This is a genomic window from Actinokineospora xionganensis (assembly GCF_014323725.1).
Classification (GTDB): Bacteria; Actinomycetota; Actinomycetes; order Mycobacteriales; family Pseudonocardiaceae; genus Actinokineospora; species Actinokineospora xionganensis.
The window spans coordinates 15506-40084 of sequence record NZ_JABVED010000021.1; the positions used below are offsets into that span (position 1 = coordinate 15506).

At 69.7% G+C, this 24579-nt stretch carries 26 protein-coding genes and 1 pseudogene; 11 read left to right on the forward strand and 16 right to left on the reverse strand.

Going from position 1 to position 24579, the window contains the following annotated elements; genetic code table 11:
• Window positions 1-20: 20 nt before the first annotated feature.
• From GPZ80_RS27300 to GPZ80_RS27315, 4 genes are all read right to left on the reverse strand, one after another.
• Entirely contained in the window at window positions 21-1436 is a 1416-nt protein-coding gene (locus GPZ80_RS27300) for an MFS transporter (RefSeq protein WP_187223962.1), read from the reverse strand.
• A 308-nt stretch (window positions 1437-1744) separates the two neighbouring features.
• Window positions 1745-3979 carry a heavy metal translocating P-type ATPase gene (locus GPZ80_RS27305; protein WP_187223963.1) on the reverse strand — a complete coding sequence of 745 codons (2235 nt, stop codon included), beginning with the start codon at window positions 3977-3979 and terminating at the stop codon, window positions 1745-1747.
• A gap of 19 nt (window positions 3980-3998) precedes the next feature.
• The gene (locus tag GPZ80_RS27310) at window positions 3999-4955 is read right to left on the reverse strand and encodes a DUF8832 domain-containing protein (RefSeq protein WP_187223964.1); all 957 of its coding nucleotides are present in this window, start codon (window positions 4953-4955) and stop codon (window positions 3999-4001) included.
• Between the two features lie 27 nt (window positions 4956-4982).
• Window positions 4983-5192, reverse strand: coding sequence for a heavy-metal-associated domain-containing protein (locus GPZ80_RS27315; protein WP_187223965.1), 210 nt, complete (start codon window positions 5190-5192; stop codon window positions 4983-4985).
• Window positions 5193-5378: 186 nt separating this feature from the next.
• Here GPZ80_RS27315 and GPZ80_RS27320 point away from each other — a divergent pair, with 186 nt between their 5' ends.
• Window positions 5379-5861, forward strand: coding sequence for a DUF4396 domain-containing protein (locus GPZ80_RS27320; RefSeq protein ID WP_376771750.1), 483 nt, complete (start codon window positions 5379-5381; stop codon window positions 5859-5861).
• Between the two features lie 6 nt (window positions 5862-5867).
• Here GPZ80_RS27320 and GPZ80_RS27325 read toward each other — a convergent pair whose 3' ends face one another.
• Window positions 5868-6953, reverse strand: a complete 1086-nt coding sequence (locus GPZ80_RS27325; RefSeq protein WP_187223966.1) for a sulfite exporter TauE/SafE family protein — start codon at window positions 6951-6953, stop codon at window positions 5868-5870.
• A 70-nt stretch (window positions 6954-7023) separates the two neighbouring features.
• Window positions 7024-7551, reverse strand: coding sequence for a hypothetical protein (locus GPZ80_RS27330; protein ID WP_187223967.1), 528 nt, complete (start codon window positions 7549-7551; stop codon window positions 7024-7026).
• Between the two features lie 307 nt (window positions 7552-7858).
• On the opposite strand from GPZ80_RS27330, the pseudogene GPZ80_RS34265 reads away from it, so the two are divergent.
• Window positions 7859-7963, forward strand: a pseudogene (locus GPZ80_RS34265) (DUF305 domain-containing protein); the annotation flags it as partial.
• A 201-nt stretch (window positions 7964-8164) separates the two neighbouring features.
• On the forward strand, window positions 8165-8581 hold the full coding sequence (locus GPZ80_RS27340) for a four-helix bundle copper-binding protein (RefSeq protein WP_187223969.1): 417 nt from the start codon (window positions 8165-8167) through the stop codon (window positions 8579-8581).
• On the opposite strand, the gene GPZ80_RS27345 is transcribed toward GPZ80_RS27340, so the two are convergent.
• Together GPZ80_RS27345 and GPZ80_RS27350 are read right to left on the reverse strand one after the other, a co-directional pair.
• Entirely contained in the window at window positions 8578-9084 is a 507-nt protein-coding gene (locus GPZ80_RS27345; protein ID WP_246477541.1) for a DUF2269 domain-containing protein, read from the reverse strand. The genes GPZ80_RS27340 and GPZ80_RS27345 overlap by 4 nt on opposite strands.
• Window positions 9081-9242 carry a hypothetical protein gene (locus GPZ80_RS27350; RefSeq protein ID WP_187223970.1) on the reverse strand — a complete coding sequence of 54 codons (162 nt, stop codon included), beginning with the start codon at window positions 9240-9242 and terminating at the stop codon, window positions 9081-9083. The genes GPZ80_RS27345 and GPZ80_RS27350 overlap by 4 nt, the downstream gene beginning before the upstream one ends.
• A gap of 75 nt (window positions 9243-9317) precedes the next feature.
• Here GPZ80_RS27350 and GPZ80_RS27355 point away from each other — a divergent pair, with 75 nt between their 5' ends.
• Window positions 9318-9908, forward strand: a complete 591-nt coding sequence (locus GPZ80_RS27355) for a TetR/AcrR family transcriptional regulator (protein ID WP_187223971.1) — start codon at window positions 9318-9320, stop codon at window positions 9906-9908.
• Window positions 9909-10030: 122 nt separating this feature from the next.
• Window positions 10031-11290: a PA0049 C-terminal domain-containing protein gene (locus tag GPZ80_RS27360; protein ID WP_222719949.1), complete on the forward strand. Its 1260-nt coding sequence runs from the start codon at window positions 10031-10033 to the stop codon at window positions 11288-11290.
• On the opposite strand, the gene GPZ80_RS27365 is transcribed toward GPZ80_RS27360, so the two are convergent.
• Complete coding sequence (locus GPZ80_RS27365) at window positions 11283-11987, reverse strand: carbon-nitrogen hydrolase family protein (protein WP_187223972.1); 705 nt, start codon at window positions 11985-11987, stop codon at window positions 11283-11285. The genes GPZ80_RS27360 and GPZ80_RS27365 overlap by 8 nt on opposite strands.
• A gap of 113 nt (window positions 11988-12100) precedes the next feature.
• Between GPZ80_RS27365 and GPZ80_RS27370 the strand changes: the two genes are divergently transcribed.
• Window positions 12101-13216, forward strand: a complete 1116-nt coding sequence (locus GPZ80_RS27370; RefSeq protein WP_187223973.1) for a hypothetical protein — start codon at window positions 12101-12103, stop codon at window positions 13214-13216.
• A 195-nt stretch (window positions 13217-13411) separates the two neighbouring features.
• Complete coding sequence (locus GPZ80_RS27375; RefSeq protein ID WP_312880611.1) at window positions 13412-15787, forward strand: immune inhibitor A domain-containing protein; 2376 nt, start codon at window positions 13412-13414, stop codon at window positions 15785-15787.
• A 494-nt stretch (window positions 15788-16281) separates the two neighbouring features.
• Here the strand turns inward: GPZ80_RS27375 and dinB are convergent, their stop codons facing one another.
• Window positions 16282-17478 (reverse strand): DNA polymerase IV, encoded by a 1197-nt coding sequence (dinB, locus tag GPZ80_RS27380; RefSeq protein WP_187223974.1) that lies wholly within the window; start codon window positions 17476-17478, stop codon window positions 16282-16284.
• A 73-nt stretch (window positions 17479-17551) separates the two neighbouring features.
• Between dinB and GPZ80_RS27385 the strand changes: the two genes are divergently transcribed.
• Both GPZ80_RS27385 and GPZ80_RS27390 read left to right on the forward strand, forming a co-directional pair.
• The gene (locus GPZ80_RS27385) at window positions 17552-18298 is read left to right on the forward strand and encodes a hypothetical protein (RefSeq protein ID WP_187223975.1); all 747 of its coding nucleotides are present in this window, start codon (window positions 17552-17554) and stop codon (window positions 18296-18298) included.
• A 103-nt stretch (window positions 18299-18401) separates the two neighbouring features.
• Entirely contained in the window at window positions 18402-19766 is a 1365-nt protein-coding gene (locus GPZ80_RS27390) for a condensation domain-containing protein (RefSeq protein ID WP_187223976.1), read from the forward strand.
• Window positions 19767-19823: 57 nt separating this feature from the next.
• Here GPZ80_RS27390 and GPZ80_RS27395 read toward each other — a convergent pair whose 3' ends face one another.
• On the reverse strand, window positions 19824-21068 hold the full coding sequence (locus GPZ80_RS27395; protein WP_187223977.1) for an acyl-CoA dehydrogenase family protein: 1245 nt from the start codon (window positions 21066-21068) through the stop codon (window positions 19824-19826).
• 261 nt (window positions 21069-21329) lie between these two features.
• Here GPZ80_RS27395 and GPZ80_RS27400 point away from each other — a divergent pair, with 261 nt between their 5' ends.
• Window positions 21330-21782 (forward strand): SRPBCC family protein, encoded by a 453-nt coding sequence (locus tag GPZ80_RS27400; RefSeq protein WP_187223978.1) that lies wholly within the window; start codon window positions 21330-21332, stop codon window positions 21780-21782.
• Between the two features lie 242 nt (window positions 21783-22024).
• Complete coding sequence (locus tag GPZ80_RS27405) at window positions 22025-22732, forward strand: DUF2306 domain-containing protein (protein ID WP_187223979.1); 708 nt, start codon at window positions 22025-22027, stop codon at window positions 22730-22732.
• Between the two features lie 81 nt (window positions 22733-22813).
• Here GPZ80_RS27405 and GPZ80_RS27410 read toward each other — a convergent pair whose 3' ends face one another.
• The 5 genes from GPZ80_RS27410 to GPZ80_RS27425 all read right to left on the reverse strand — a co-directional run bounded on the left by GPZ80_RS27410 (window position 22814) and on the right by GPZ80_RS27425 (window position 24558).
• Window positions 22814-23431, reverse strand: a complete 618-nt coding sequence (locus GPZ80_RS27410) for an Hcp family type VI secretion system effector (RefSeq protein ID WP_187223980.1) — start codon at window positions 23429-23431, stop codon at window positions 22814-22816.
• Between the two features lie 14 nt (window positions 23432-23445).
• Window positions 23446-23643 (reverse strand): hypothetical protein, encoded by a 198-nt coding sequence (locus GPZ80_RS27415; protein ID WP_187223981.1) that lies wholly within the window; start codon window positions 23641-23643, stop codon window positions 23446-23448.
• 48 nt (window positions 23644-23691) lie between these two features.
• Window positions 23692-23943 carry a UTRA domain-containing protein gene (locus GPZ80_RS33015; RefSeq protein WP_312880612.1) on the reverse strand — a complete coding sequence of 84 codons (252 nt, stop codon included), beginning with the start codon at window positions 23941-23943 and terminating at the stop codon, window positions 23692-23694.
• Window positions 23865-24167, reverse strand: coding sequence for a hypothetical protein (locus tag GPZ80_RS33020; protein ID WP_246477551.1), 303 nt, complete (start codon window positions 24165-24167; stop codon window positions 23865-23867). Before GPZ80_RS33020 ends, GPZ80_RS33015 begins: the two co-directional genes overlap by 79 nt.
• A 160-nt stretch (window positions 24168-24327) precedes the next feature.
• Window positions 24328-24558 carry a DUF397 domain-containing protein gene (locus GPZ80_RS27425; protein WP_187223983.1) on the reverse strand — a complete coding sequence of 77 codons (231 nt, stop codon included), beginning with the start codon at window positions 24556-24558 and terminating at the stop codon, window positions 24328-24330.
• Between the last annotated feature and the right edge of the window lie 21 nt (window positions 24559-24579).

Here is a 24579-nt window from a genome sequence, read left to right on the forward strand (position 1 = left end):
CCCGTGAGCCCCACCCGCGGTCACGCCTCGACCAGCACCGGGTCGGCGGCCGCGCGCTTCGCCCCGCGCAGGGTGACCGCCGCGACCACAGCCCCGGCCAGCGCGACGACCGCGGCGCCGGTGAAGGCGGCCGAGTAGCCGTCGGTCAGCGCCGCGACGTCGCCGAGCGCGTCCGCGCCGTTGGAGTCCGCCACGGCCGTCATCGCGGCCAGGCCGAGCGCCGAGCCGATCTGGTAGGTCGTGTTGACCACGCCCGAGGCGAGGCCGCCCTCCTGCGGCGCCACACCGGTGATCGCGGAGATGGTCGCCGGGATGAAGACCAGCGCCATGCCGACCGCGGCGACCAATGAGCCGGGCAGGACGTCGGCGGCGAAGCTGCCGTCCGGGTCGGCGGTGGCGAGCATCCCGAGCCCCGCCGCCAGCACGGCCAGGCCGGTGACGATCAGCCGCTTGGTGCCGAACCGGCCGATCAGCCTGCCGGTGACCGTGGTCATCAGCAGCATCATGAGCGCGGTCATCGGGACCAGCGCGGCTCCGCTGGCGAAGGAGTCGAACCCGAGGACCTGCTGCACGTAGAGGTTGAGGAAGTACCACATCGGGATCCAGGCCGCGCCGAGCAGCAGCATCGAGAAGTTGGCCGCGGCGAGGTCGGGCGTGCGCCAGACCTTCAACGGCATCAACGGGTTGCGGACCGAGCGCTGGATCACGACGAAGCCGATCAGCAGCGCTGCCGCCGCGCCGAGCTGGGCCAGCGTGGCCGCCGAGGTCCAGCCGCGGGCCGGGGCCTGGACGATCGCGTAGACCGCCAGTGCCAATCCGCCGGTGACCGCGATGGCACCGCCCACGTCCAGACCGCCGCGGCGGCCGGGGACGGCCGGGAGCAGGCGCGGGATCAGGGCGAGGGTGAGCAGGCCGATCGGGATGTAGATGACGAACACCCACGGCCAGCTCAGCCACTCGGTGATGACGCCGCCGAGGAACACGCCCGCGGTGCCGCCCGCCGGAGCCGCGGCGCCGTAGAACGCCATGGCCTTGGGCAGTTCCCTGGGCTGCCCGGCGAACAGGACCATCAGCAGCGTCATCGCCGCGGGGGCGATGAGCGCCGCGCCGACGCCCTGGACGGCCCGACCGAGAACCTCCGTGCCCGCGTCGTTCGCCGCGGCGGCGACCACCGAGCCTGCGGTGAGGACGGCCCAACCCGCGGCGAAGACCCGCCGGGCGCCCCAGATATCGGATAGCCGGCCGCCGAGCAGGAGTAGACCGCCGAGGGCCACGGCGTAGGCGTTGAAGACCCATTGCAGGCCGGTGGCGCTGAAGCCGAGATCGCGCTGCATCTCGGGCAGGGCCACGGCGATGATCGAGGTATCCATGATGACCATGAACTGCGCGGTGGCGAGCACGGCCAGTGCCCACCAGCGGCGGGGGTCGGGACTCATTTCGGTTCCTTTCTCCTGATACCCCCAGGGGGTATCGACTGATCGGAACGTAGCATACGGGTGGAGGGTATGGAAGGGGGGTGAAAAAAGCGACACCGCACCCTTTGATGGGGTGCGGTGTCGCTCGGGGATCGCCGTTTGGACGCGGCTTTGACGTGCCGGACTTGCGAGTGAAGGCCGGTGGCGTCGGGGTGGGGGTTGGCGGATCGGGCAGACAGGGCTGGCAGGGGCGCCCGATCTGCCCGGCCCGCGTGAGCGGCCCGGCTACCCGACCTGTCGACCTGGCCCGGCTACCCGGGCCGCCCGACCTACCTCGTGCTCGACCGGAATCGGCGTAGCCGCAGGCTGTTCGCGACCACGAAGGCCGAGCTCACCGCCATCGCCGCGCCCGCCAGCATCGGGTTCAACAGTCCTGCCGCCGCCAGGGGCAGTGCCGCCACGTTGTAGGCGAAGGCCCAGAACAGGTTGCCCTTGATCGTCGCCAAAGTGCTGCGGGACAGGCGGATCGCGTCCGCCGCTGCCCGTAGGTCGCCTCGGACCAAGGTCAGGTCCGCGGCCTCGATGGCCACGTCCGTTCCCGTTCCCATGGCCAGGCCCAGGTCGGCTCTGGCCAGCGCCGCGGCGTCGTTCACGCCGTCGCCGACCATGGCGACGACCTTGCCTTCCTTCTGCAGCCGGGCGACCACGTCGACCTTGTCCTGCGGGAGGACCTCGGCGATGACCTCGTCGATGCCGACCTCGCGGGCGACGGACTCGGCCACGGCCGCGTTGTCGCCGGTCAGCAGCACCGGGGTCAGGCCCAGGCCACGCAGCATGCCGATGGCGTCCGCCGAGGTCGGCTTGACCGTGTCCGCCACCACGAGCACGGCCCGGGGCGCACCGTCCCAGGCGACCGCGACGGCGGTTCTGCCTTGCGCTTCGGCCGCCGCCTTCGCCTCGGCGAGGTCCGCGGGCAGCTCCAGGCTCCACGCCCGCAGCAGCTCGGTGCGGCCGACGAGGACGGCGTGGCCGTCGACGACGCCGTTCACGCCGAGGCCCTCGGTCGCGCTGAAGTCCTCGACCGCGGGCAGGTCGCCCAACTCCTGGGCGGCAACCGCGATGGCTTGCGCGATCGGGTGTTCCGACGCGTGCTCCACAGCGCCCGCCAGCCGCAGCGCCTCGTTCCGGTCGACGCCCTCGGCGGTATGGACGTCCACAAGGGACATCCGGCCGGTGGTCACCGTGCCCGTCTTGTCGAGCACGATCGTGTCGATCCGGCGCGTGGACTCCAGGACCTCGGGGCCCTTGATCAGGATCCCGAGCTGCGCTCCCCGGCCCGTGCCCACCAGCAGCGCGGTCGGCGTCGCCAGGCCCAAGGCGCACGGGCAGGCGATGATCAGCACGGCGACCGCGGCGGTGAAGGCCGCCGTGGCGCCCACCCCGGCGCCGAGCCAGAAGAACAGCGTGCCCAGCGCGAGGGCGATCACGATCGGGACGAACACGCCGGACACCCGGTCGGCGAGCCGCTGGACCGCGGCCTTGCCGGTCTGCGCGTCCTCGACGAGCTTCGCCATCTGCGCCAGCTGCGTGTCCGAGCCGACCCTGGTGGCCCGCACGAGCAGCCTGCCGCCCGCGTTCACCGTCGCCCCGACCACCGCGTCGCCCGGGCCGACCTCCACCGGCACGGATTCACCGGTGAGCATCGCGGCGTCCACAGCGGACTTGCCGTCCTCGATGACGCCGTCGGTGGCGATCTTCTCCCCCGGCCGCACGACGAACCGGTCGCCCACGGCCAGCTGCTCGATCGGGACCCGGACCTCCACACCCTCACGCAGGACGGCGACGTCCTTCGCGCCCAGTTCCAGCAGGGCGCGCAGAGCTGATCCCGCGCGGCGCTTGGCCCTGGCCTCGAAATAGCGACCGGCGAGGATGAACGTGGTGACGCCCGCCGCGACCTCGAGGTAGATGCTCGCTTCCCCGCCCATGCGGCGGATGGTGAGCTCGAACGGGTGGGTCATGCCTGGCACGCCCGCCGAGCCGAACAGCAACGCGTACAGCGACCAGCCGAACGCGGCAAGGGTGCCCATCGAGATCAGGGTGTCCATGGTCGCCGCGCCGTGCCGCAGGTTCGCCCACGCCGCCTGGTGGAAGGGCCACGCCGCCCACACCACGACCGGCGCGGCCAACATCAGCGAGATCCACTGCCAGTAGGTGAACTGCAGCGCCGGGACCATCGCCATCGCGATGACCGGCACCGACAGCCCGACCGCGCCGATCAGCCGCTGCCGCAACGGATCCGCCTGCGGCGGCGCGTCGGCCTCGGGTTCCGTCCGCGGCACGGTCGCGGTGTATCCCGCGGCCTCGACCTGGGCGACGAGCTCGGCCGGGTCGATCCCTTCCGGGTAGACGACCTTCGCCTTCTCCGTCGCGTAGTTGACCGTGGCGGTGACGCCGTCGAGCTTGTTGAGCCTGCGCTCGATCCGGTTGGCGCACGAGGCACACGTCATGCCGCCGATGGCGAGTTCGATCTCGGCCGGGCGGGCCGTGACGACGTTCGTGGTCATGCCTTCTCCTCCTCGCGCGTCAGTTGTGGCCATGACCGGGCGCTTCGTCCGAAGTGGACGGAGCGGCGGGCTCAGCGGGCTTGGTGGTCGGCGACTTGTCCGCAGTGGACACGGTGAACTCGGCCGTGCGCACCTTGCCCTCGTGCTGGAAGTCGAGGAACAGCCGGTACGTCGCCGTGGTCGGCACCTCGGCGAAGAACACGACCTCCGGTCCCGGCTGGGTCTTGCCGTCGCCGGGCGCGCCCTCCGGGTGCACGTGCAGGTACGCGAGGTCGCCTTCACGGAGCGCGACGAGGTGCCCGTACGCGCCGAGATACGGCCGCAGGTCGGTGACCGGCTTGCCGTCCCTGGACACCGACAGGGTCACCTTGGAGGACGAGCCCGCCACCAGGTCACCGGCGAGGCGCACCTCGTAACCATCCACTGTGGCCACCCGCGACTCCGAGTGCGTGACCGGCTCGACGGCGCCGGGCACCGCGAGGTCCACGCCGAGGGTCATCCCCTCACCGCCGGTCGGCGCGAAGTCGGCGAACGCCCGGTAGCTGCCCGGCTTGGCCAGGTTCAGCCGGACCGTCCACGTCCCGTCGGGCGCCATCTCCGGGTGGACGTGCTGGAAGCCCGAGGTGTCGCGGCGCACCACGATGAGGTGCAGGCGCTTCTCGTGCTCGAGGTCGAAGGCGGTGACCGGCTGTCCGCCGGTTTTGGTGATCCGGAAGGAGAACGGCTGGTCGGGGCCCGCGGGGAGCGTCGCTTGGGTGGGCGTGAAGGTGTATCCGCCCCTGGACGACGACAGGCCCTCGGGCAGGTCGTTCGGCGTGCTCTCCGGGACAGTGTCGCCGTGGGTCTCCCCGTGCGCGTCGGCCCGCGCGGCGGGCTCGGCGGAGAAGGGACCGACAGCCGTGCCGACCGCCCAGGCGCCGGTGGCGACCAGGACGAGCGCCACACCGTAGGCGGTGAGCTTCGCTGGAGTCTTCATGTCTCTGCTTTCTGACTTGCCGCCGATCTAGGCGGTCAGTTCGTAACCGGCTTCCTCGACTGCCGCGCGCACCTCGGCTTCGGCGAGGTCGCGGTCGCTCTCCACGGTGACCGCACCGGTCGGCAGGTCGACCTTGACCGACGTGACACCGTCGATGCGGCCGACTTCGTCCCGGACGGACTGGACACAGTGGCCACAGGTCATCCCGGTCACGGTGTAGGTGGTGGACTCGGACATCGGGGCACTCTCCTTCGGTTGAACTGGTCGCAACCATACCCCCAGGGGGTATCAAAAACAAGGTTGCCGTCTTCGAATCACGGTGTTAGGTTACCGATACCCCCCAAGGGTATGCACAACTAGCTCAGGAGGCACCAGGTGTCCAGCGAAGAACCTCAGCACGCGGGTACCCACGACCACAGCGCCATGGACCACGGCGCGATGGGCCACGACCACAGCACCATGGGCCACGGCCCCGTGTCCTGGCGGATGGCCGCGTCGGCCACGCTGCACTGCCTCACCGGCTGCGCCATCGGCGAGGTGCTCGGCATGGTCATCGGCACCGCTCTGGGCTGGGGAAACGTGGCCACCATTGTGCTGGCCGTCACGCTCGCCTTCTTCTTCGGCTACGCGCTGACCATGCGCGGCGTGCTCCGGGCGGGCGTCGACTTCAAGCAGGCCGTCAAGGTCGCGCTGGCCGCCGACACCCTGTCCATCGCCGTGATGGAGATCGTCGACAACGGCATCATGCTGGCCGTGCCGGGCGCCATGGAGGCAGGCCTGAGCAGCTTCCTGTTCTGGGGCGCGCTCGCGTTCGCCCTGGGCGTGGCGTTCGTCGTCACCTGGCCGATCAACCGGTGGATGATCGGCCGCGGCATGGGCCACGCTGTGGTCCACGCCTACCACTGAGCCCGCTCAGGTGACGGTGATGACCCCGGTGTACATCCCCATCGAGCACGAGTACTCGACGGTGCCGGGTTCGAGAACACCGAGGTCGATCCGGGTCTCACCGTTCACCGGCAGCGTCTCCTCGATGCCGCGCGAGGGCACCACCAGCGCCCGCACACACCCCTTGGCGTTGTGCGTGCGCACCAGCAGGGTTGTCGGCACACCCGCCCGCGCGGCGACGTTGGGCGGGCGGTACGCGCCCGTGACGGCGATGATCTCGACGACCTGGGCGCCGTCGCTGACAGTGGCCGCGGACTGGTCGACTTCGGCACTCATCAGCCTGCTCGCGGCCAGCGGTGAACCGGCCAGCTCCAGACCGCCGTTGACCGTGTAGAGGCCGGTCAGCAGCAGTACGACGCCGGTCGCGATGGCAAGCCTTCCACGCCAGGCAGTGGCGGCCTTGCGGGCGGCGTAGCCCAGGACGGCGAACAGCGGGCCGGTGCCGAGCACGAAGACCGCCATCGTCGCCGCGCCCGCCAGGGCCGAACCGGACGCCAGGGCCAGCGCCTCGACCGAGAGCGTCACCCCGCACGGGATGACCACGGTGGCGAACCCGAGGATGGCGGGCGCGAACGCCGCCTGTGAGCGCGACTGGTTGCGGACCATCCGCATCCACGGCAGCGGCGGCATGATCACGATCCGCCGGAACCCGGGCACCCCGAGTTGGGCGAGCCCGAACACGATGATCAACGCCCCGGCGACGAACTGCAACGCGGTCCGGGCGCCGAGGGAGAGCTGGACGGCGCCGCCGACCGCGCCGAGCAGCGCGCCGAGCAGGGTGTGGGAGAGCAGTTTGCCCGCCATGAAGCCGCCGACGGGGATGAGGTCGTCACCGAGACGGGCCAGCGCGGTCTGGCCGGCGGGTGCGGGTGTCCCACCGTCGGACCGCTGACGACCGGCCGAAGCCGCGCCGCCGGACCGTCGGCGGCCCGCCGGTACCGCGTCGTCGGGCCGCTGCCGGGCGACCAGGCCCGCGAGCAGGCCGCCCTGCACGGCGGCGCAGGAGATCCCGCCTGCCAGCAGGCCGGTGAGGAGTACAGCGAAAAGATCCACGGAATTGCCTTTCGGAGTGCGTGCGAAGTGGAGGTCGGTGGCCCGAAACGGCGTCTCGGACAGAACTCTCCTACGTACGCAGCACGCAGAGGCGGACCGGATCAGGACTCGGCCAAACCAGACTCGCGATCGAGGCGGGGAGCCTTTTCACCGGCGCACGAACCTCGACGGCACGAGGTTGCCCGAGCCGCACCAGCGCCAGCAGAACAGCCACCGCCACGCAGACACAGAGCGCGATGAGCCCACTCGACCCGGACTCCGCGGGTGAACCGGGGCGCGCGGCCTGATCAACCATTGGCTGGAACGCCATTCCGGCGGCGCCGCCGTGGTGACCGGTCTGATCGCCGGGCATTCGCATCGCCACCACAGCGGTGCCGCCGCGGTGGGTGATCTGATCGGCGACTGGCTGGTGTCCTGCGCGAGCATCGCTGCCGTGGTGCGTCCTGTGACCGTCGACGGCCGCCGTCGCGACGGGGCTGGTTGTCTCGGCGGCGGCGGTGCAGTGCGCGCCCAGGGTTGCCACCGCCGCGAAGAGGAGCGCGACCGCCAGCCCGGCGAGGGACGCTCGCCGGGGTCGGTTGATCCTCGCCTCGGACACCCCGCCAGGGTACGGGCGGCCGGGTCAGGGCGGTATCGCGCACCTTTCCCACTTGGTTCCCGAAGCGCGGGGAGTGGTGATCGGGGATGATTCGGGCAATCGTCGCTGACAGCACTGTCCGGAAAGCGGACATGAGCCAACTCGGGATGGTCCTCGCCGCGATCGCCCTCGCCACCGCCCTGCGGGGGGCACTCCGCACGAACCCGCGGGCCCCCACAGGGCGACCTCCGACTCGCGGAGCACGCACAACGAGCAGGACGTCGCCTTCGCCACCGACATGATCGCCCACCCCGGCCAGGCGATCGAGATGGCGAAGCTGGTGCCGTCGCGGTCGACCGAGCCGAAGATGCTGGATCCGGCGGGCAGCGTCGAGCAGGCGCAGGGTCCGGAGATCGAGAAGATGCGGGAGTGGTCGGACGAGCGGGGCGCGCCCACCGCCACATGGCCGAGGTGGAACCGGAGAGGGGCCGCAGCGACGCCGCCAGGGCGCCTGCCCAGCAGATCATCGACGGCCAGCGCGCCGAGATGACCCAGACGCGGGAACTGCTCCAGGCGTGATTGCGCCGCCGAGACGTGGGTAACCAAGACCGGTCACCTATGGAAGGACTCGGTCATGACAGTCGCGGCCCAGATGCTCCAGACCTATCCCAAGGACCTCGGCGGGCTCGACCCGGAGAAACTCGCCACCTGCGTCGAAGCGTGCTTCGAGTGCGCGGCGGCGTGCACGGCCTGCGCGGACGCCTGCCTCAGCGAGGACATGGTCGCGGAGCTGACGACCTGCGTGCGCGTCAACCAGGACTGCGCCGACCTGTGTGAGACCACCGGGCGTGTGCTGTCCCGGCACACCGGCTACGACCCCGACCTGACCCGCTGCGTCCTGCTCGCCTGCGCCGTCGCCTGCAAGGCCTGCGCCACCGAGTGCGAGTCGCACGCGCGGGCCCACGAACACTGCCGGGTCTGCGCGGAGGCGTGCAGGCGTTGCGAACAAGCCTGCCGGGCTCTGCTCGACGACCTCGGCGGCGTCTCCTAGGGCACCGCTCGACGCGCGCGGCCGAACCCCGTCACCCCTCGGGGCTTGAACACCGCGAGCACCGTGGCCACGAGCAGCACCAGCAGCGCCAGCACCGAGTGCAGCACGTGGGTGGGATCGCGCAGGGCTCCGACGTCGCGCGCGGTCGGCGCGAGGTCGGCGAAGTGGCCGATCGACCTGGTGTACAGCAGAAGCAGGGTGGTCGCGACCAGGTTGAGCACCAGTTTGAACAGCACCCAGTAGTGCCGCACCAGCCCCCACGGCCCGCCAAGGGCGGAGATCACGCCCGTGAGCAGCGAGCCCAGGCTCAGCGGCACCACGGCCGCCCACATCACCAGTTCCATCAGCGGGTACGCACCGCGCACCAGGGCGACGTCCTCGCTTCGAAGGGCCGCGGCGGCTAGCACCAGATACGCCCCGACCGCGCCCAGCCAGCCCACCGAGGCCACGACGTGCAGGGTGAGTGCGAACTTCCGCGTGCGCGGGCCCATCCCGACAGTCATGCGAGCACCGCCGCGGCGGAGAGGTGTCTGCCCGGTCCGTGGACGCCGCCGAGGGCGCCCGTCGCCATGAGGACCACCAGCAGGGCGATGAGAGCGCCCACCGCGATGAGCGAGATCTTCACCCAGCGCGGGACGCCAGGCCGAGAGTCGTGTGCCATGTCTCCAGTTTTACGAGACACTATGTCGCTGTCAAGTCATGTTGTATCCACTTCGGCGAAACGTATGCTGGCCAGGTGCCGAAACTGTGGAGCGACACGATCGAGGAGCACCGCCGCACGGTGCGCGACGCGACGCTGGACACCACGGCCGCGCTGGTGGCCCGACATGGCCTGGCGGGCGTGACGATGTCGCGGGTCGCCAAGGAGACCGGAATCGGTCGGGCCACGCTGTACAAGTACTTCCCGAGCGTCGAAGCGATCGTGCACGCCTGGCACGAGCGGCAGGTCGGCGATCACTTGGCACACCTTGCGGCCATCCGCGACCGGGCGGGCGACGACCCGGGCACAAAGCTCGCCGCGGTCCTCGACGCCTACGCCGTGATCAACCACCACCGGTCGCCGCACGGGCGTCAGCCCCACGGCGCCGAATTCGCCCAGGTCCTGCACGCGGGCGCGCGGGTCGCGGACGCCCACGCCCAGTTGCGCACCATGATCGCCGACCTGCTGCGCGCCGCCGCGGCGAGCGGGGACGTGCGCGACGACGTCTCCCCCGACGAACTGGCGGTTTTCTGCCTGCACGCCCTCGACGCCGCGACCGAGGCGCCCGCCCAGGCGGCGGTCCGCAGACTGGTCGGGATCACGCTCGACGCGCTGCGACCGCGCTGACCCCTATTCTCGGTATAGCGGGAATTGATACCCACGTCGCTATAGGGGCTGCCCCCGATCCCTCCAGCAGGATGGTCGTCGGGCGCGCGCGGCGCCGACTCCTCGACCTGCTTGGAGACGATGTGATCAGCAAGGTGTTGGCCGGGGCCGTCGTGATCGCGGCACTGGTGGCGGGCGCGCCCCTGGCGGCCGCGGAAGAACGACGTGACTGCTACGACCCGACCGTCCAGTTGACCGTCGAGGAGAACCGGCTGGCCCGCCCCGTCCCGCAGGACATCTTGCGCCGCAGCGGTTTCGACCGGTACGCGAGCACCTTCAGCGCCGCGCTGTGCGCGCTGCCGGGCGCGCGGGCGGCGACGACGCTGGCCTCGGCGACCGGCAAGACGCTGTGGGCCGCCGCCGTGGCCAGGGCGCAGTCCCCCGTGCCGACCGACGGCCTCTCTGTCACCGACGACCGCCCGCTCTACTGGGCGAGGCTGAGTTTCACCAGCCTGCTGCGCCAGTGGACACCGACCGACGGGCTGGACGCCCGGGAGCGGGCAGCGCTGATCCTGACGTTCGACCGCGCCTCCCGCGGGCAGGACTCGATGCGACTGCCCACGGGCGACGGGGTCCGCCGGATCGTGGTCAGCGGCTTCGACCCGTTCATCCTCGACGCCGACATCCGGCGCAGCAACCCGTCCGGCGCCGCCGCGCTGGCCATGGACGGCCTGATCGTGCGCACGCCGAACGGTCCCGCGCGGATCGAGACGGCGATCTTCCCGGTGCTGTGGCGGCCGTTCGAGCAGGGCACGGTGGAGGACACGTTCCTGCCGCACCTGCGGGAGGGCCGCGCCCGGGCGGACATGTTCGTGACCGTGAGCCAGGGCAGGCCGGGCCGGTTCGACGTGGAGGGCCACAACGGCCGTTGGCGGGGCGGGTTCCCGGACAACGACAACATCTCCTACACCGGTGTCGTCCCGATCCCCGCGCACGTCCCGACCGTGACGCCCGCGCCCGAGTTCGTGCCGAGCACGCTACCCGCCGCCGAGATGGTCGCGGCGCCGCCCGGGCGGTTCCCGGTGCACGCCAACCCGAGCGTGACCGAGATCCCGGCGGGCGCGACGGCCCCGGTGTTCCAGCCGAACGGCCCGACCCCGGGCTCGGTCGCGCGGGCGGGCGGCGGCGGCAACTACCTGTCCAACGAGATCGCGTACCGCACGACCCTGCTGCGCGACGCCTTGGGCGCGCCGATGCCGGGCGGGCACCTGCACACGCCGGTCCTGCTGTTCGGGCCCGGGAACACCACCGAGATCAGCGACCCGGTGTTCGAGCAGAACCGGCTGGACATCATCGACCAGACCCAAGCCCTCGTGATCGCCGCGGCGGGGACCCTCAGCTGAGGGTGGCCTTGGCGATCGCGCCCGGCTCGCGGTCCACAGCGGACACTAGGACGCCGTCTGGGCGCAGGATGCCGGATCGGCCCGCGGCGTGGTCGAAGCCGCCGCCGGTCGATCCGGCGAACGAGGCCACGGCCACCCAGACGCGGTGCTCGACAGCGATGGCTTCGGCGCGCGCGGCGACCTTCGCGGTGGCATCCACGGTTTCCAGGATGGAGGCCACGTAGCCGTCGATGCCCAGCGCGGCGGTGTCGACGGCGTGCCTCGGGGTGTTCAGGTCCTTGCAGATCGCGAGACCGAGCCGGTGGCCGTCGACCTCGACGACCGCGGGCTGGTCACCCGGCGCGAAGTAGGTGGGTTCCGCGCCGCCCAACCACATCTTGCGGTAGGCGACACGGACGCCGGTCTCGTCGACGGCCAGGGTGGCGATGTGCGCGGCGCCGCCGTCACCCTGGACTGGCGCTCCCACGAGGGCCAGCGAACCGGAGCGGGCGCAGGCTTCGACGATCGGTGCGAGCCGGGGGTCGTCGGCGGTGATCGCCGGGGCGTCCAACTCGTATCCGGTCAGGGAGAGTTCGGGGAAGACAACGACCCTCGCGCCCGCCGCGGCCACGGTGGCCGCGTGGATGGCGGCGTTGGCTTCGACGTCGTAGGGCACGCAGCGCGGTTGGGCCACGGCGATGGACAGCGACTTCGGCATGTGGTCTCCCCTACGGCTCGAACCGGAATGGCGCCTCGGCGCAACCCGCGCACACCCCACTCACCCTCTCATGATCGCTTGATTCACCGACGGAAAACGGGATACTGCCCGACATGGGCGGACGCGTGGCGCGACTCGTGGTGATCTCGGCTCTGCTCCTCGGGGGATGCTCGTCGCCCGCGAGGGCGAAGACTGTGGTGTTCACCAAGGTCGACCTGCCCGCCGCACCGGTCGTGCTCGCCGCGGACGGCGACGCGCTGGTCATCGGGGTGCGCCGGGATGGGCAGGCGACCAAACCCGGCCTGCTGCGCCGGGCGGCGGATGGCGCGGTCACCGAGATTCCCGTGCGCGGAGTCAGCCCGTACGGCCTGCTGGCGACCTGGAAGTCGATCGACGTCGACGCGGGCCGGATCGTGGCGGTCGGCGGCGAACGCGGTGGCGCGCACGGCAACGTGCGATGGAGCGTGTGGGACGGGTCCGCGTCCGGGGTCGTGGAGAAGCCCCAGGGTTTCAGCACGTTCGGCGGCTACGGCGCGGGTGACCTGACCGCGGCGGTGATCACGCCGGTCGGACCGGCGCTGGTCGGCTCGTGGAACAGCGAGCAAGTCGGGCTCGACGTCGCGACGTGGACCGCCGACGGCGACACCTGGACGCGGCGGAGTTCGGCCGGGACGGCACTGGAGAGCACCCAGGCCGCGCTCGGCTTCCCGATGGCGGCTTCCGCGCTGGACCAAGGTGTTCTGGTGGCGGGCTGGCAACTCGCCGACGACCGGCTGACGCCGGTGGTGTGGCGCTCGGCATCGGGTGTCGTTGGGTGGACGAAGACCGCGCTGCCCGACACCGGAACCACGGCGAGCGCGATCTCCTTGGCGTGTCAGGCAAGCACGTGCGCGGCTGCGGGCCAGGTCGACGGAAAGCTCGCGGTCTGGCGGTTCATCGATGGGACCTGGACCCGACTTCCGGGCGCACCGCCGATCCCGGTCAGCGACAAAGACCCACTGGCCGCGCCGGTGGAGATCGAACTACGGGTGGTTCAGGTGCTGTCCGAGGACGGTCAGGTCAAGATCGCCCGGGCGGACGGCCGGGACTGGACCCTGCTGGCCGCGGAAGGTCCGACCGGCACGGTGACCGCGGCGACGACCGTCGGCGACGCCCTGTTCGTGTTGGCGGGCCCCGACGCCGAGCACCAGAGCCTGTGGCGGGTAGACGGCGCGAAGATCACCGACTAACCGTCCGAATTTCGCCCATTGCCGCCGAATTCATTCCGACATTCGTCCTACGCTATTCGGTCCATCAGTGGATGCTATAGCCAATTGATATGACCGAAACGTCGGCACGTATTCAATTCGTGATAACCGACTCATGCGTTCTCGCCTACGTTGCGGCTTCAACCTATCCCCACCGAAGTCACCACAGGAGGACGCGTGCGTCGCAGAATGGTCGTCGCGATCGCGGCGGTCGCGGGAATCAGCTTCTTACCGGGGGTGTCGGCGAACGCGGCTCCCGCGCCCGCCGCCGCACCGCAGGGGGGCGTCGAGAACGCACCCGACGAGCTGGTCTCGCCCGCCGAGAACAAGCGCAGGCAGATGCGCCAGGACGGACTCTCCAAGGTCCTCAAGGGCGAAGCCAAGGCCGAGAAGCGCGGCGCCAGCACCGTCGTGAAGCTCAGCGACGGGTCCGGGGCGCGGACCGCCAACGCCACGCCCGCCCAGTACGTCGAGCTGGCCCGGGAGAAGACCGACAAGATCTTCGTCGTGCTCGCCGAATTCGGCGACGAGCGGCACCCCGATTTCCCCGACCGCGACACCGACCCGGCCACCCCGGGTCCCGCGCGGTTCGACGGTCCCCGGCACAACGAGATCGCCCAGCCCAACCGGGCCGTGGACAACAAGACGATCTGGCAGCCTAACTACGGCCGTGAGCACTACCAGGACCTGTACTTCTCCGACGCCCCCGGCGTCGAATCGGTGAAGACGTTCTACGAGCGGCAGTCCTCGGGCCGCTACTCGGTCGAGGGCACCGTCACCGACTGGGTCAAGGTCAAGTACAACGAGGCCCGCTACGGCCGGTCCAACGGATTCCCGTGCGGCGGCCGGATCTGCGGCAACAGCTGGAACCTGGTCTCCGACGCGGTGACCCAGTGGGTCGCCGACCGCCAGGCCGCGGGCGCGACCACCGAGCAGATCCGCACCGAGCTCGCCGAATTCGACACGTGGGACCGCTACGACCACGACCACGACGGCGACTTCAACGAGCGCGACGGCTACATCGACCACTTCCAGATCGTGCACGCGGGCGGCGATCAGTCCGACGCGGATCCCGCCCAGGGCGAGGACGCGATCTGGGCGCACCGCTGGTACGCCTTCTTCAGCACCACCGCCGGTCCCGCGGGCAACCCGCTGGGCGGCGCGCAGATCGGTGACACCGACCTGTGGGTCGGCGACTACACGATGCAGCCGGAGAACGGCGGCCTCGGCGTGTTCGCGCACGAGTACGGCCACGACCTCGGCCTGCCGGACCACTACGACACGGTCGGACCCGGTGGCGGCAAGGAGAACGGCATCAACTGGTGGTCACTGATGGGACAGAGCCGCGTCTCCGCGGGCGACGAGCCCATCGGCCTGCGCGCCAATGACCTCTCGGCGTGGGACAAGCTGCAGTTGGGCTGGCTCGACTACGAGACCGTCGTGGCGGGGCAGGACACCAAACTCAAGCTCGGCCCGCACGCGTACAACACCGCTGCCGCTCAGGGTCTGGTCGTCGTGCTGCCGGACAAGGAGAAGACCACCCTGCTGGGCACCCCCACCGATGGCGCCAACATGTGGTGGAGCGAGCGCGGCGACAACCTGTCGAACACGCTGACCCGCACGGTCGACCTGACCGGCAAGTCGGCCGCCGAGCTCAAGCTCAAGGCGCTCTACGACATCGAGGACTGCGACTGCGACTTCCTCTACGTCGAGGGATCGGTCGACGGCGGCGCCACCTGGACGGCCCTCGACGGCGTGGCCGACGGCAAGCCGTTCACCCGCAGCGCGGTGGGCCAGCCCGCCATCACCAACGTCACCGGCGGACGCTGGGTCGACGTGTCGGTGCCGCTGGACTCGCTGGCGGGCAAGACCGCGCAGCTGCGGTTCCGCTACCAGACCGACGGCGGCCTGATCATGGACGGCTTCCGCGCCGACCAGATCTCCATCACCGCGGACGGCGCGCCGATCTTCAACGACGGCGCGGAAGCAGGCGACAACGGGTGGACCGCGAAAGGTTTCCGGATCACCACCGGCAAGGAATCGAAGTTCTACGACAACTTCTACATCGCGAGCTACCGGGCGTACACCTCGTACGACCGCTACCTGCAGGTCGGCCCGTACGACTACGGCCACCCGGACAAGCCCGACTGGGCGACCCGGTTCCCGTACCAGAACGGTCTGCTCGTGTCCTACTGGGACACTTCGCAGGTGGACAACAACACCAGCGCCCACCCCGGTGAGGGCCTGATGTTGGTCGTCGACGCCAACCCCGACCCGATCTACAACCTGCAGGGCACCGCGTGGCGCCCGCGGGTGGCGGGGTACGACGCGCCGTTCTCGCTGCAGAAGTCGGACTCGTTCACCCTGTACGCGCAGGGCAAGCCGAGCTACGTGCGTGGCAAGTCGGCCCAGCCACTGTTCGACGACCGGCGCCCGTTCTGGTCGCCGCGGCAGCCGACGGCGGGCGTCAAGCTGCCCGCGGTGGGTGTGGGGATTCGGGTGCTTTCGCAGCAGGACAGCACGATGACTGTCCGCGTGTTCCCGACGAAGTAGGTTTGATTCTCTTCAGCCGGGGTCCGCTTTCGAGCGGACCCCGGTTTCGTTTGCGACCCTCGGGCTTATCCACAGCCTGGCCGGCTATCCACAGATCGCTCGGCGCACCCCTTCGTGGACCCATGCCCCGGTAGACTGGAAAAGGTCGGGCACATGGAACGCGTAGATCAACGACGCTGCTCAGCGACGAGGTCGCTCACCAGACCATCAGCTCGAACCGGGATCGGAGCCGAACGCTTCCGACGCTTCGCCTGCCGCACTCGCCGCTCGGCGACGAACTGCTCCGGCTTGGTCGGGGCACCGGCAGGCATGGCCCGGGCAACCTCCTGACCGCGTTTGGGTGTCAACGTGCCGCCGCTCCGCACCGCAGCCAGGTATCTACTCAGCCGGGCCGTCAACGACCTCACCCTCATACCCGCCTCCCGAAAGCCACACCCAAATCTAGTGGCCCGTCCAGGAGCCAACGAGCAGGATGTCGCTCGCCGGAACGCAAGTCAGTCGGGCAGCAGAGGCACCGAAATGCCCGGGTCGCGGCCCAGCAGGACCGCCCGCGTCACCGCCACCGAGCCGAAGCGGTCGCGTAACCCGTCGATGGTCACGTCCAGTTCCGAAGTGTCCGAGGCCTCGAACGAGAACGCGAGTTGCACCGCGCTGTCCTTGCTCAGGTTGGCCAGGGTCAGGCCGACCAGAGTGATGCCCTGGTCGTGGATCAAGGGCATCGCGGTACGCAGGAGGGTTCTCGCCGCCGCCATGATCTGGGCGGTGTCGTCCGTGGCCTGGGCGAGGGTGTGGGAGCGGGTGGCTCGGGTGTAGTCGTCGAATCTGAGGCGGAGGGTGACTGTTCGGCAGACGCGCCTGCCGTCGCGTAGGCGTTTGGCCAGGCGATCGGCTATGGCGACGACTGTGGCGTCGAGGTCTGCGTGGGTCCTCGGCTTTCGACCCAGCGCGCGTTGGGAACCGATGGAGCGGCGGCGGACGCCCACCCGGATGCGGCGGGGGTCGCGGTTGTGGGCCAGGGCGTGCAGGTGTCTGCCGGAGGCGCGGCCGAGCATGGACATCAGGGCCGACTCCGACAAATCGGCCACCTCGCCGACCGTGGTCAGGCCCAGTTCGTGCAGCTTGCGGGCGGTCACCTTGCCCACGCCCCACAGCCGCTCGACCGGCAGCGGGTGCAGGAACGCCAACTCACCCTCCGGCTCGACGACGAGCAGGCCGTCCGGCTTGGCCACCGCGCTCGCCACCTTCGCGAGGAACTTGGTTCGGGCGACGCCGACGGTGATCGGGAGGCCGACCCGGCGCATGACCTCGGCGCGCAGCCGGGTGGCTATCTCGGTGGGGGTGCCCGCGATGCGCCAGAGGCCTGCGACGTCGAGGAAGGCCTCGTCGATGGAGATGCCCTCGACCAGCGGCGTCGTGTCCCGGAAGACCTCGAACACCGCCTTGCTGGCCTCGGAGTACGCCGACATCCGGGGCGCGACGACCACCGCCCGAGGGCAGAGCCGACGCGCCTCCCCGCCGCCCATGGCGGTGCGGACGCCGAAGGCCTTCGCCTCGTAGCTGGCCGCCAGCACCACCCCGCCGCCGACGATCACCGGCCGCCCGCGCAGCCACGGCTTGTCACGCTGCTCGACCGACGCGTAGAACGCGTCCAGGTCGGCATGCAGGGTCGTCGCGCGGCTCGACACGAACATATGTTCGCATGCCGGGCCGACAATCTCGAATAGATCACAGTCCACACACACCTATTGCCGATAGGTTGGTGCGGTGTCATTCCCCGAATCCTCATCCGGGCGCCGGGCGACGCCGACGTTCCCGCCCCGCCCCCTCGATGACTCACGCACCCCTTCGCTGATCCTGAGCGCACTGCCCGACGTGCTGCCGGAGTCGCTGCGCCGCGAGGAGGAACCGCCGCCACCGCCCCGCCGCACCGGCCCGAGCCGCGCCACGCTCGTCAAGGCGGCTGCCGCCGTCGTCATCGTCGCGGCCCTGGTCGGCCTGGGTGTCTGGGCGCTGACCGACAGCGAGCCCGCACCGCCCGCACCGGTCGCCCAGCACGAGTTCACCTTCACCCGCGCCGCCCAGCCACCCGCCGCCGTCCTCGACAGCGACTGCGCGGACCACGCCTACGGGCAGACCAAGCGCTTCCTGGCCACGACCGTCTGCCAGCAGCTGACCCGCGCCCTGTTCACCACGACCCTGAGTGACGGTCGCGTGGCCTACAGCTCCGTCGCGGTCGTGCGCATGCGGTCCGAGGCCGACGCGGCGGCCCTGTTCGAGCTGGTGCGCAAGGACAACACCGGCAGCGTCGTCGACATCGTGCGCGACCGGGTCGCCACGGCCCCCGGGCTCGACCGCTTGAGCAGGGGCGGGTTCGCCGCGGCCAAGCACGAACGCGACGTGGTGATCGTCGAGACCGACACCGCGACGAAGGACCCGGACCCCGAGGCGCACCGCAACGAGATGAAGCGGGTCAGCAGGGACGCGCTGCGGCTTGGCCGCGATCTGAAGTAGACACTCGCCGATTCGGCATTCACGGAGAACTTCCTGCTCAGGCCCGGCGATACGGTTCGTTTCAGTGTGCCGTCGCAACGCTGAGAAGGAGGCTGTCGCAGCCATGAGCATCTCCGAAATCGCGCATCCGAGCGATCAGGCAGACCGGGTTCCGCTGTCGTTCAACCAAGAGTTCCTCTGCAACTTCGACGACGGCACCGACAACGGCCCGTTCGGCTCCGCCTACAACATCGTCACCGGCTGGCGGCTGACCGGCGCGGTGGACGTGGAGACACTGCGGGCGGCCCTGGGCGACCTGGTGGCCCGGCACGAGACGTTGCGGACGCTGATCGTCAACGAGGGCGAGGTGCGCTACCAGCGCATCGATCCGCCCAGCGTCCCGGATCTGACCGTGCTCGACCTCAGCGATGTCGCCCCCGAAGACCGCGAGCGGCGCGTCGAGCAAATGCTCTGCGACGGCGAGGCAGGCAAGCACACCGCGCGTGAGCTGCCGCTGATCCGTGCGGTCCTGGGCAAGTTCACCGAGACCGACTCGGCGCTGGTGTTCAGCGCCCACCACAGCGCGGTCGACGAGTGGTCGCTGCAGCTGATCATGCGCGACGTCGCCGCCTTCTACATCGCCCGCAAGACCGGCCAGGAGCCCGACCTGCCGGAGATGGCGCAGTACCGCGAGTTCTCGGCGAAGGAACTGGCCAAAGCGGACTCCCCCGCGGTCGACGCCGCCCGCGCTTACTGGCGCACGAAGCTAGCGGGCGCCCGGCTGACGCCCACGCCGCTGGACATCCCGCGGTCCGAGGGGCTGCCGAAGATCACCTCGTGGCACCGGTTCCTGATCGAGAAGGAGCTGACCGCGCCGGTGGCCACGCTCGCGCGGGAGCTGCGGTGCACGCCCTTCATGGTGCTGCTGGCGGCGTACAAGGTCATGCTGCACAAGGCTTCCGGGTCGACCGACATCACCGTGGCGACGTTCACGGCGGGCCGCAGCGACGCCCGGTTCCACCACACCGTGGGCTCGTTCTTCAACTTCGTGCCGCTGCGCACGGATCTCGCCGGCTGCGCGAACTTCCGTGAGGTGGTCAAGCGGACCCGCGCCACCTGCCTTGAGGCGTACAAGCACGACATCCCGTTCGGACAGATCATGGCCGAGGCACCGGAGCTGATGGCGTCGGTCATGACCAACACCGACGCGGGCACGGCGTTCCAGGTCATCGGCTCGCCCTTCGTCGCCGACACCACCACCGGTGAACTGCGGTACAGCGCTTTCCGGCGTCGGGTGATGTCGCAGGAGGTCGGCGGCGACATCCCGGACGGCGCCCTGCTGCAGCTCGGCGTGGCCCCCGAGGGCGACCTCGTCGGCACCCTCGGCTTCAACAGCAACCTGCTGCGCGAGAGCACCATGCTCGCGATGCTCGACGACCTGCGCACGGTGCTCGCCGACCACGTGGCGAAGCCGGACGCGGCGCTCTAGCGACAGACGAGATCGGGGGCGACTTCACTGAAGTCGCCCCCGATTTCCGTTGTCCGGTCAGTGTTCGTCGACCACGCCGAACTCCAGCTTGGTCAGCTCGCGCTTGGCGATCGTGGTCAGGAAGATCGAGATACCCGCGTGGCTGTGCTGCATCGACAGGTCACGCCACACCCGCTCGATCCGCTGGCCCTGGCGGACCGCGCTGGAACCCGCGGTGGGGAACAGGTACTTCTGCACCGCGTCCCAGCACAGGCGCACGACCTCGCGGCAGATCACCGCGATCCGCAGCTCCTGCTCGACGGTGAAGGCCTCCGGGCCCTGCTCGCACAGCTCGCGCCAGGTCTGGATCGACTGGTGGAAAGCGGCTTCCGCGGTGGCGATCATGCCGGTGGCCTCGCCGTACCAGAACTGGAAGTCCTCGTTCTCCGCGCGGCCGACGATCGGCGGGAACATGGTGGTGCGGCTGCGCATCAGGTCGCCGTACGCGTCGAGGGCGCCCTGCGCCATGCCGACGGCGAGCACCGCGTCCTCGAGCACCATGAAGCTCAGCGGACCGCCGCCGTACTCGGGGTTCGCGTGCAGCCTGCGGCCCGGCGTGCCCTCGGTGACGTTGACCTGACTCATGTGCGTGGCGATCGTCTGGTAGTCGGCGACGAACGCGTTCTCCATGACGATGCTGTGCGAGCCGCTGCCCTTGAGGCCGAGCTGGCCGCCCCAGTCGTCGAGCCGGGTCCACTGCGAGCTGTCGACGATGAACATCATCGGCTCCGGCGGCTCGCCCTCGGCGCGCGAAACCAAGGTGTGGCCGACGAAGTGGGAGGCGTACGGGATGCCCGAGCAGTAGCTCCACGTGCCGGTGAGCAGCCAGCCGCCTTCGGTGCGGACCGCGTCGCCGGACGGCATGACCGTGGCGGGAGCGATGAACTCGCCGCCCGCGAAAGCCTCCTCCTGCACGCGCTCCTCGAACAACGTCCCCACCACGTGCGCGTGCGCGGCGCCGAGGCAGTACATCCAGCCGGTCGACGGGCACGCGCGGGTGAGGATCTGCACGACCCGCATGAAGGTGTCGATGCCGAAGTCGTAGCCGCCGAAGCGGCGCGGCACCAGGATTCGGTAGAAACCGGCGTCCCGGAACGCTTCGTGGGTGTCCTCGGCGTAGAAGGTGCGCTGCTCGGTCTCCGCCTGCCGGTCGACGAGCGTCGCGGCGATGGCGTGTGCGCGCGCGATGACCTCGGCGGGGGTCAGGTCCGGCTCGGGTGGACCGGCGAAGATGGGCTCGGCAATGTTCGTGGTCAGTGTCATCGCTGCGCAGATCCTTTACCTCGGAGGGATGGCGCCGCTCGTCCGCCCCATATTTCGGCCGCCCAAGCAGCCTCACACAGGCCCGCGGGCGGTCGCCTCTCCCTCGATGCGAAGTTGCGGGCAGGACCGCATTTTGGAAGGTGCGCGCAAACGCTTGAACCACAAGGCTTTAGGCGGATGCGCCGACCCGCGGGCCCACCGTGGCGGCGCCCTCCACCATGCAGTCCGACCAGACCGAATGCATTCAGAAAGGACAGTTCGATGACTGATTCCTCGACGGGCGAACTGACCATCACCCGCCTGCTCGACGCCACCCCGGAGCAGGCCTTCGCGGCGTGGACCGAGGCCGAGCGCTTCTCCCAGTGGTGGGGTGGCCCTGGCTTCACCGCGCCCGTGGCCGACGTCGCGCTCGACCCGAAGGTCGGCGGCGAGTGGAAGGCCACCATCGTCGCCGACGAGGACGGCTCGAAGTACCCGTTCCAGGGCAACTACGAGGTCGTCGACGCGCCGAACAAGCTGGTGTTCACGCTGCTGGACAACAACCACCCGGACGCGGCGCCGGAGTCGATGACCGTCACCTTCACCCCGGCGGGCGAGAAGACCGAGATGGTCGTGCACCAGGACAGCAACCTGGACGCGGAGACCCTGGAGAAGGCCAAGGAGGGCTGGGGCGGGTTCTTCGACGGCCTGGCGACCTACTTGGCCAAGGCCTGAGTGGCTTAGGTCCCCACGCGGCCACGCGCGGGGACGTCGCGGGTGTGTCGGGTGATCTGCGGAGCCGCGGTCCCACTGTCCGTTGAGGACAGTTGGGACCGCGGCTCCACTGCTTTTCGGGAAAAGTTCCCGAGCCTGGGATGAAAGTGACGAAGACCGCACTCGCGAAGATGTCGCCCCGCACGGTCGGGCGAATCATTGTCCCGGTCGGACCAGTCGAGCCAGGTCAGAGGAGATCAACCGTGACACAGGAAATGGAAAGGATCGCTCCGGCGCTGCCGACGGACACGGCAGGCGAGCGACCGGGGCGGACGATTCCGCGTGCGCCGTGGATGATCCCGATGGCGTTGCTGGTCATCGGATTCCTCATCTACCAGTTACCTCCCTGGGCTGCGCTGGACCCGACGCGGTCGCGTATCCCGCTGCAGAACCCGGCGCACTACTGGCTGATCGTCGGGCACGTGTTCACCGGGACGATCTCGCTGGTGACAGGTGTCTTGCAGGTGTGGCCGCGGTTGCGGATCACCCGGCCGAAGGCACACCGGTGGATCGGGCGGGCGTACGTGTTCCTTGGGGCGGTGCCGTCCGGAATTCTCGCGCTCGTGATGCTGCCGGTGGCGTACCCGGTCGGGAAGATCGGCGTTGCCATGTCGGCATCGTTGTGGACCGGCGCGGCGATCTTGGGCTGGGTCAAGCTGCGGCAGCGGCGGTATGCGGCGCACCGGCAGCTGATGCTCTACAGCATCGCGATCATGTGGGGGCAGGTGATCTGGGGGTTCATGATCGGGATGCCGTTCGTGCTCGGGTGGATCCCTGGTCAGATCAACTTCGCGTTGGTGATCGAGGCGGCCCGATGGGTCGGGTGGACCGGCAACATCGTGCTTCTGGGTTGGTGGCTCAACCGGACTCGTGGGCGTCGGATCGGTGGACTCGCGGGCGTCAAGGCCTGATTGTCCGGAGTGGAGTCGCGCTCGGCATGGTCGCCGGGCGCGACTTCGTCGTCCACTCCTGAGCAGGTCGTGCGGAGCGCCTCAGACCGGCCTGCCCGCCTTGAGGTCCCAACCCGCTACCGCTGTCCCGTCGTCGTAGTTGATGACGATCTTCGAGAAGCTCAATTCGACTTGTTCCTTGGACGTGCCCGTGTCGCCGGCCTGATACGACGACACGATCACGTCGGACAGTGTGATGACCAGGAAGTCGCTCGTCTCGCCCTCGATCGTGCGCCGCGCGCTGAAAGTGACTTGCTTGATCACCTGTCCGCTCGCCGCGGCCTGCATCAACGGTGGGCCTGCCTTCCCAGTGCTCGCCGAGGCCAAGGCCAGATTGGCGAACACGGGTTTGCCCGCGGCCGAGCCGTTGGTGGCGCCGTTCGACACGCCCCACTTCATCGAGGAGAATTCGATCTCGTCCTCGTGCCCGTCTCGAACCGAGGAACCCTCGATGCCGTCCACCTTCAGGAAGAAATCCCCCGAGTCCTGGGTGGCGACCATCCCCGCGAGCGTCGCGAAATCGACACCGGTTGTCTGCTGTGTAGCGGGCGCCGCCGGCTCAAGCCCGACCGCGATCACGGCCATGATGGCGACAAGCGCGGCAACGGGCTTCGCCCTCAGCCGTGGTGTCGAGCGGAGCACACTCCCTGCGCTGGTCATGGTGGAGCCTTCCGTCAACGTTGCCCGAGGCGAGGTGCCTCGGCTATGGCGTCGACCGAACGGACCAGGTTGTTACGGCGGTTTCCCGCCGCGGTACCGGCAAATGGATGCGGTGTCGACATTCGTTTACCGAACGTGACCAGGACGCGCCGTTGCGTCAGAGAGGCACGTTCGGCTTCGTTGTCGACAAGGGCGACGGTGGCCTTGTACACGTTCGTCGCCTCCGTCAGCAGCAGATACGCGCGGCTTGCCGTCTCGCACTACTCGGCGGGCAACACGTAGTGCAGTTGATACCGATCCGCACTCAACACCATGTCGTTGACTTCAACCGGATATCCGCCGTCCGCGATCGCGACCCGGGTGATCGTCAGCACTGGAATGCCGGACGTCAGCTGGAGGCTTGAGCGCTCCTGCGGCGTGGGCTGACGAGCGCTCACCAACTCCTCGAAGTGTCCGAGCCGGTGACCGGCTTCTTCCAGCCGTGCATAGACCCCGCCCTCCCCGGTGTCCACTTCCTCGATGGCCGTCTGCCGCCTGCAGTGTTGACGAGTGCGGCGACGTCGCCGGCCAGTTTGCGGCGGTCGGACTCGCTGTTGCCGTAGTGGTCGCGCTTGTAGTCGAGATCGAACGATTCTTTGGTGCTTGAGGCGACCAGCGCCTCCAGGTGTTCGGCTACCAGTTGGTCCAGCGTGACGCCGAACAAGGTTTCCAAACGGCGTGATCGAAGGTTGACCATCACCCCATTGTGAGGCGCGGCGAGACTGGCCCTCGCCTGCTACACGGGTGAGATCTCCGGCCAGACCCATGAAACACACTCGACCCCCGGCGCTGCCGGGGGTCGAGGGACTAGCGCGGGTCGTCGCGCGTCCGTTGTGATCGCGCGGGACAGAATGCGATCAGGTCAGGTGGTCGAACTCGCCACCCTTCGCGCCGGAGAGCATGGCGGCAATCTCGTTCTCGGTGAACTGGAGGATCGCGCTGTGAGCGCCGAGTTTGCTGTCGCGGACGCCGATGACGCGGCCGACCTTGGTGAACTCGACGCAGCTCTGGTTGGGCTGACTCGCGGTGGCCTTCTGCCAGGTGGCTGCGGCGAACGCCTCGGCGGGCAGGTAGTCGTGTAGGGCCATGAGCGGTTCCTTCCGGTGGTG

What these genes read in the sequence shown, in the direction of transcription:
- GPZ80_RS27310 (WP_187223964.1), bottom strand. Translation starts at nt 4,955, where the DNA reads ATGAAGACTCCAGCGAAGCTCACCGCCTACGGTGTGGCGCTCGTCCTG.
- GPZ80_RS27300 (WP_187223962.1), bottom strand. Translation starts at nt 1,436, where the DNA reads ATGAGTCCCGACCCCCGCCGCTGGTGGGCACTGGCCGTGCTCGCCACC.
- GPZ80_RS27315 (WP_187223965.1), bottom strand. Translation starts at nt 5,192, where the DNA reads ATGTCCGAGTCCACCACCTACACCGTGACCGGGATGACCTGTGGCCAC.
- GPZ80_RS27345 (WP_246477541.1), bottom strand. Translation starts at nt 9,084, where the DNA reads ATGACTGTCGGGATGGGCCCGCGCACGCGGAAGTTCGCACTCACCCTG.
- GPZ80_RS27425 (WP_187223983.1), bottom strand. Translation starts at nt 24,558, where the DNA reads ATGGCCCTACACGACTACCTGCCCGCCGAGGCGTTCGCCGCAGCCACC.
- GPZ80_RS33020 (WP_246477551.1), bottom strand. Translation starts at nt 24,167, where the DNA reads ATGGTCAACCTTCGATCACGCCGTTTGGAAACCTTGTTCGGCGTCACG.
- GPZ80_RS27400 (WP_187223978.1), top strand. Translation starts at nt 21,330, where the DNA reads ATGACTGATTCCTCGACGGGCGAACTGACCATCACCCGCCTGCTCGAC.
- GPZ80_RS27370 (WP_187223973.1), top strand. Translation starts at nt 12,101, where the DNA reads ATGGGCGGACGCGTGGCGCGACTCGTGGTGATCTCGGCTCTGCTCCTC.
- GPZ80_RS27350 (WP_187223970.1), bottom strand. Translation starts at nt 9,242, where the DNA reads ATGGCACACGACTCTCGGCCTGGCGTCCCGCGCTGGGTGAAGATCTCG.
- GPZ80_RS27340 (WP_187223969.1), top strand. Translation starts at nt 8,165, where the DNA reads ATGACAGTCGCGGCCCAGATGCTCCAGACCTATCCCAAGGACCTCGGC.
- GPZ80_RS27395 (WP_187223977.1), bottom strand. Translation starts at nt 21,068, where the DNA reads ATGACACTGACCACGAACATTGCCGAGCCCATCTTCGCCGGTCCACCC.
- GPZ80_RS27410 (WP_187223980.1), bottom strand. Translation starts at nt 23,431, where the DNA reads ATGACCAGCGCAGGGAGTGTGCTCCGCTCGACACCACGGCTGAGGGCG.
- GPZ80_RS27305 (WP_187223963.1), bottom strand. Translation starts at nt 3,979, where the DNA reads ATGACCACGAACGTCGTCACGGCCCGCCCGGCCGAGATCGAACTCGCC.
- GPZ80_RS27390 (WP_187223976.1), top strand. Translation starts at nt 18,402, where the DNA reads ATGAGCATCTCCGAAATCGCGCATCCGAGCGATCAGGCAGACCGGGTT.
- dinB (WP_187223974.1), bottom strand. Translation starts at nt 17,478, where the DNA reads ATGTTCGTGTCGAGCCGCGCGACGACCCTGCATGCCGACCTGGACGCG.
- GPZ80_RS27320 (WP_376771750.1), top strand. Translation starts at nt 5,379, where the DNA reads ATGGACCACGGCGCGATGGGCCACGACCACAGCACCATGGGCCACGGC.
- GPZ80_RS27365 (WP_187223972.1), bottom strand. Translation starts at nt 11,987, where the DNA reads ATGCCGAAGTCGCTGTCCATCGCCGTGGCCCAACCGCGCTGCGTGCCC.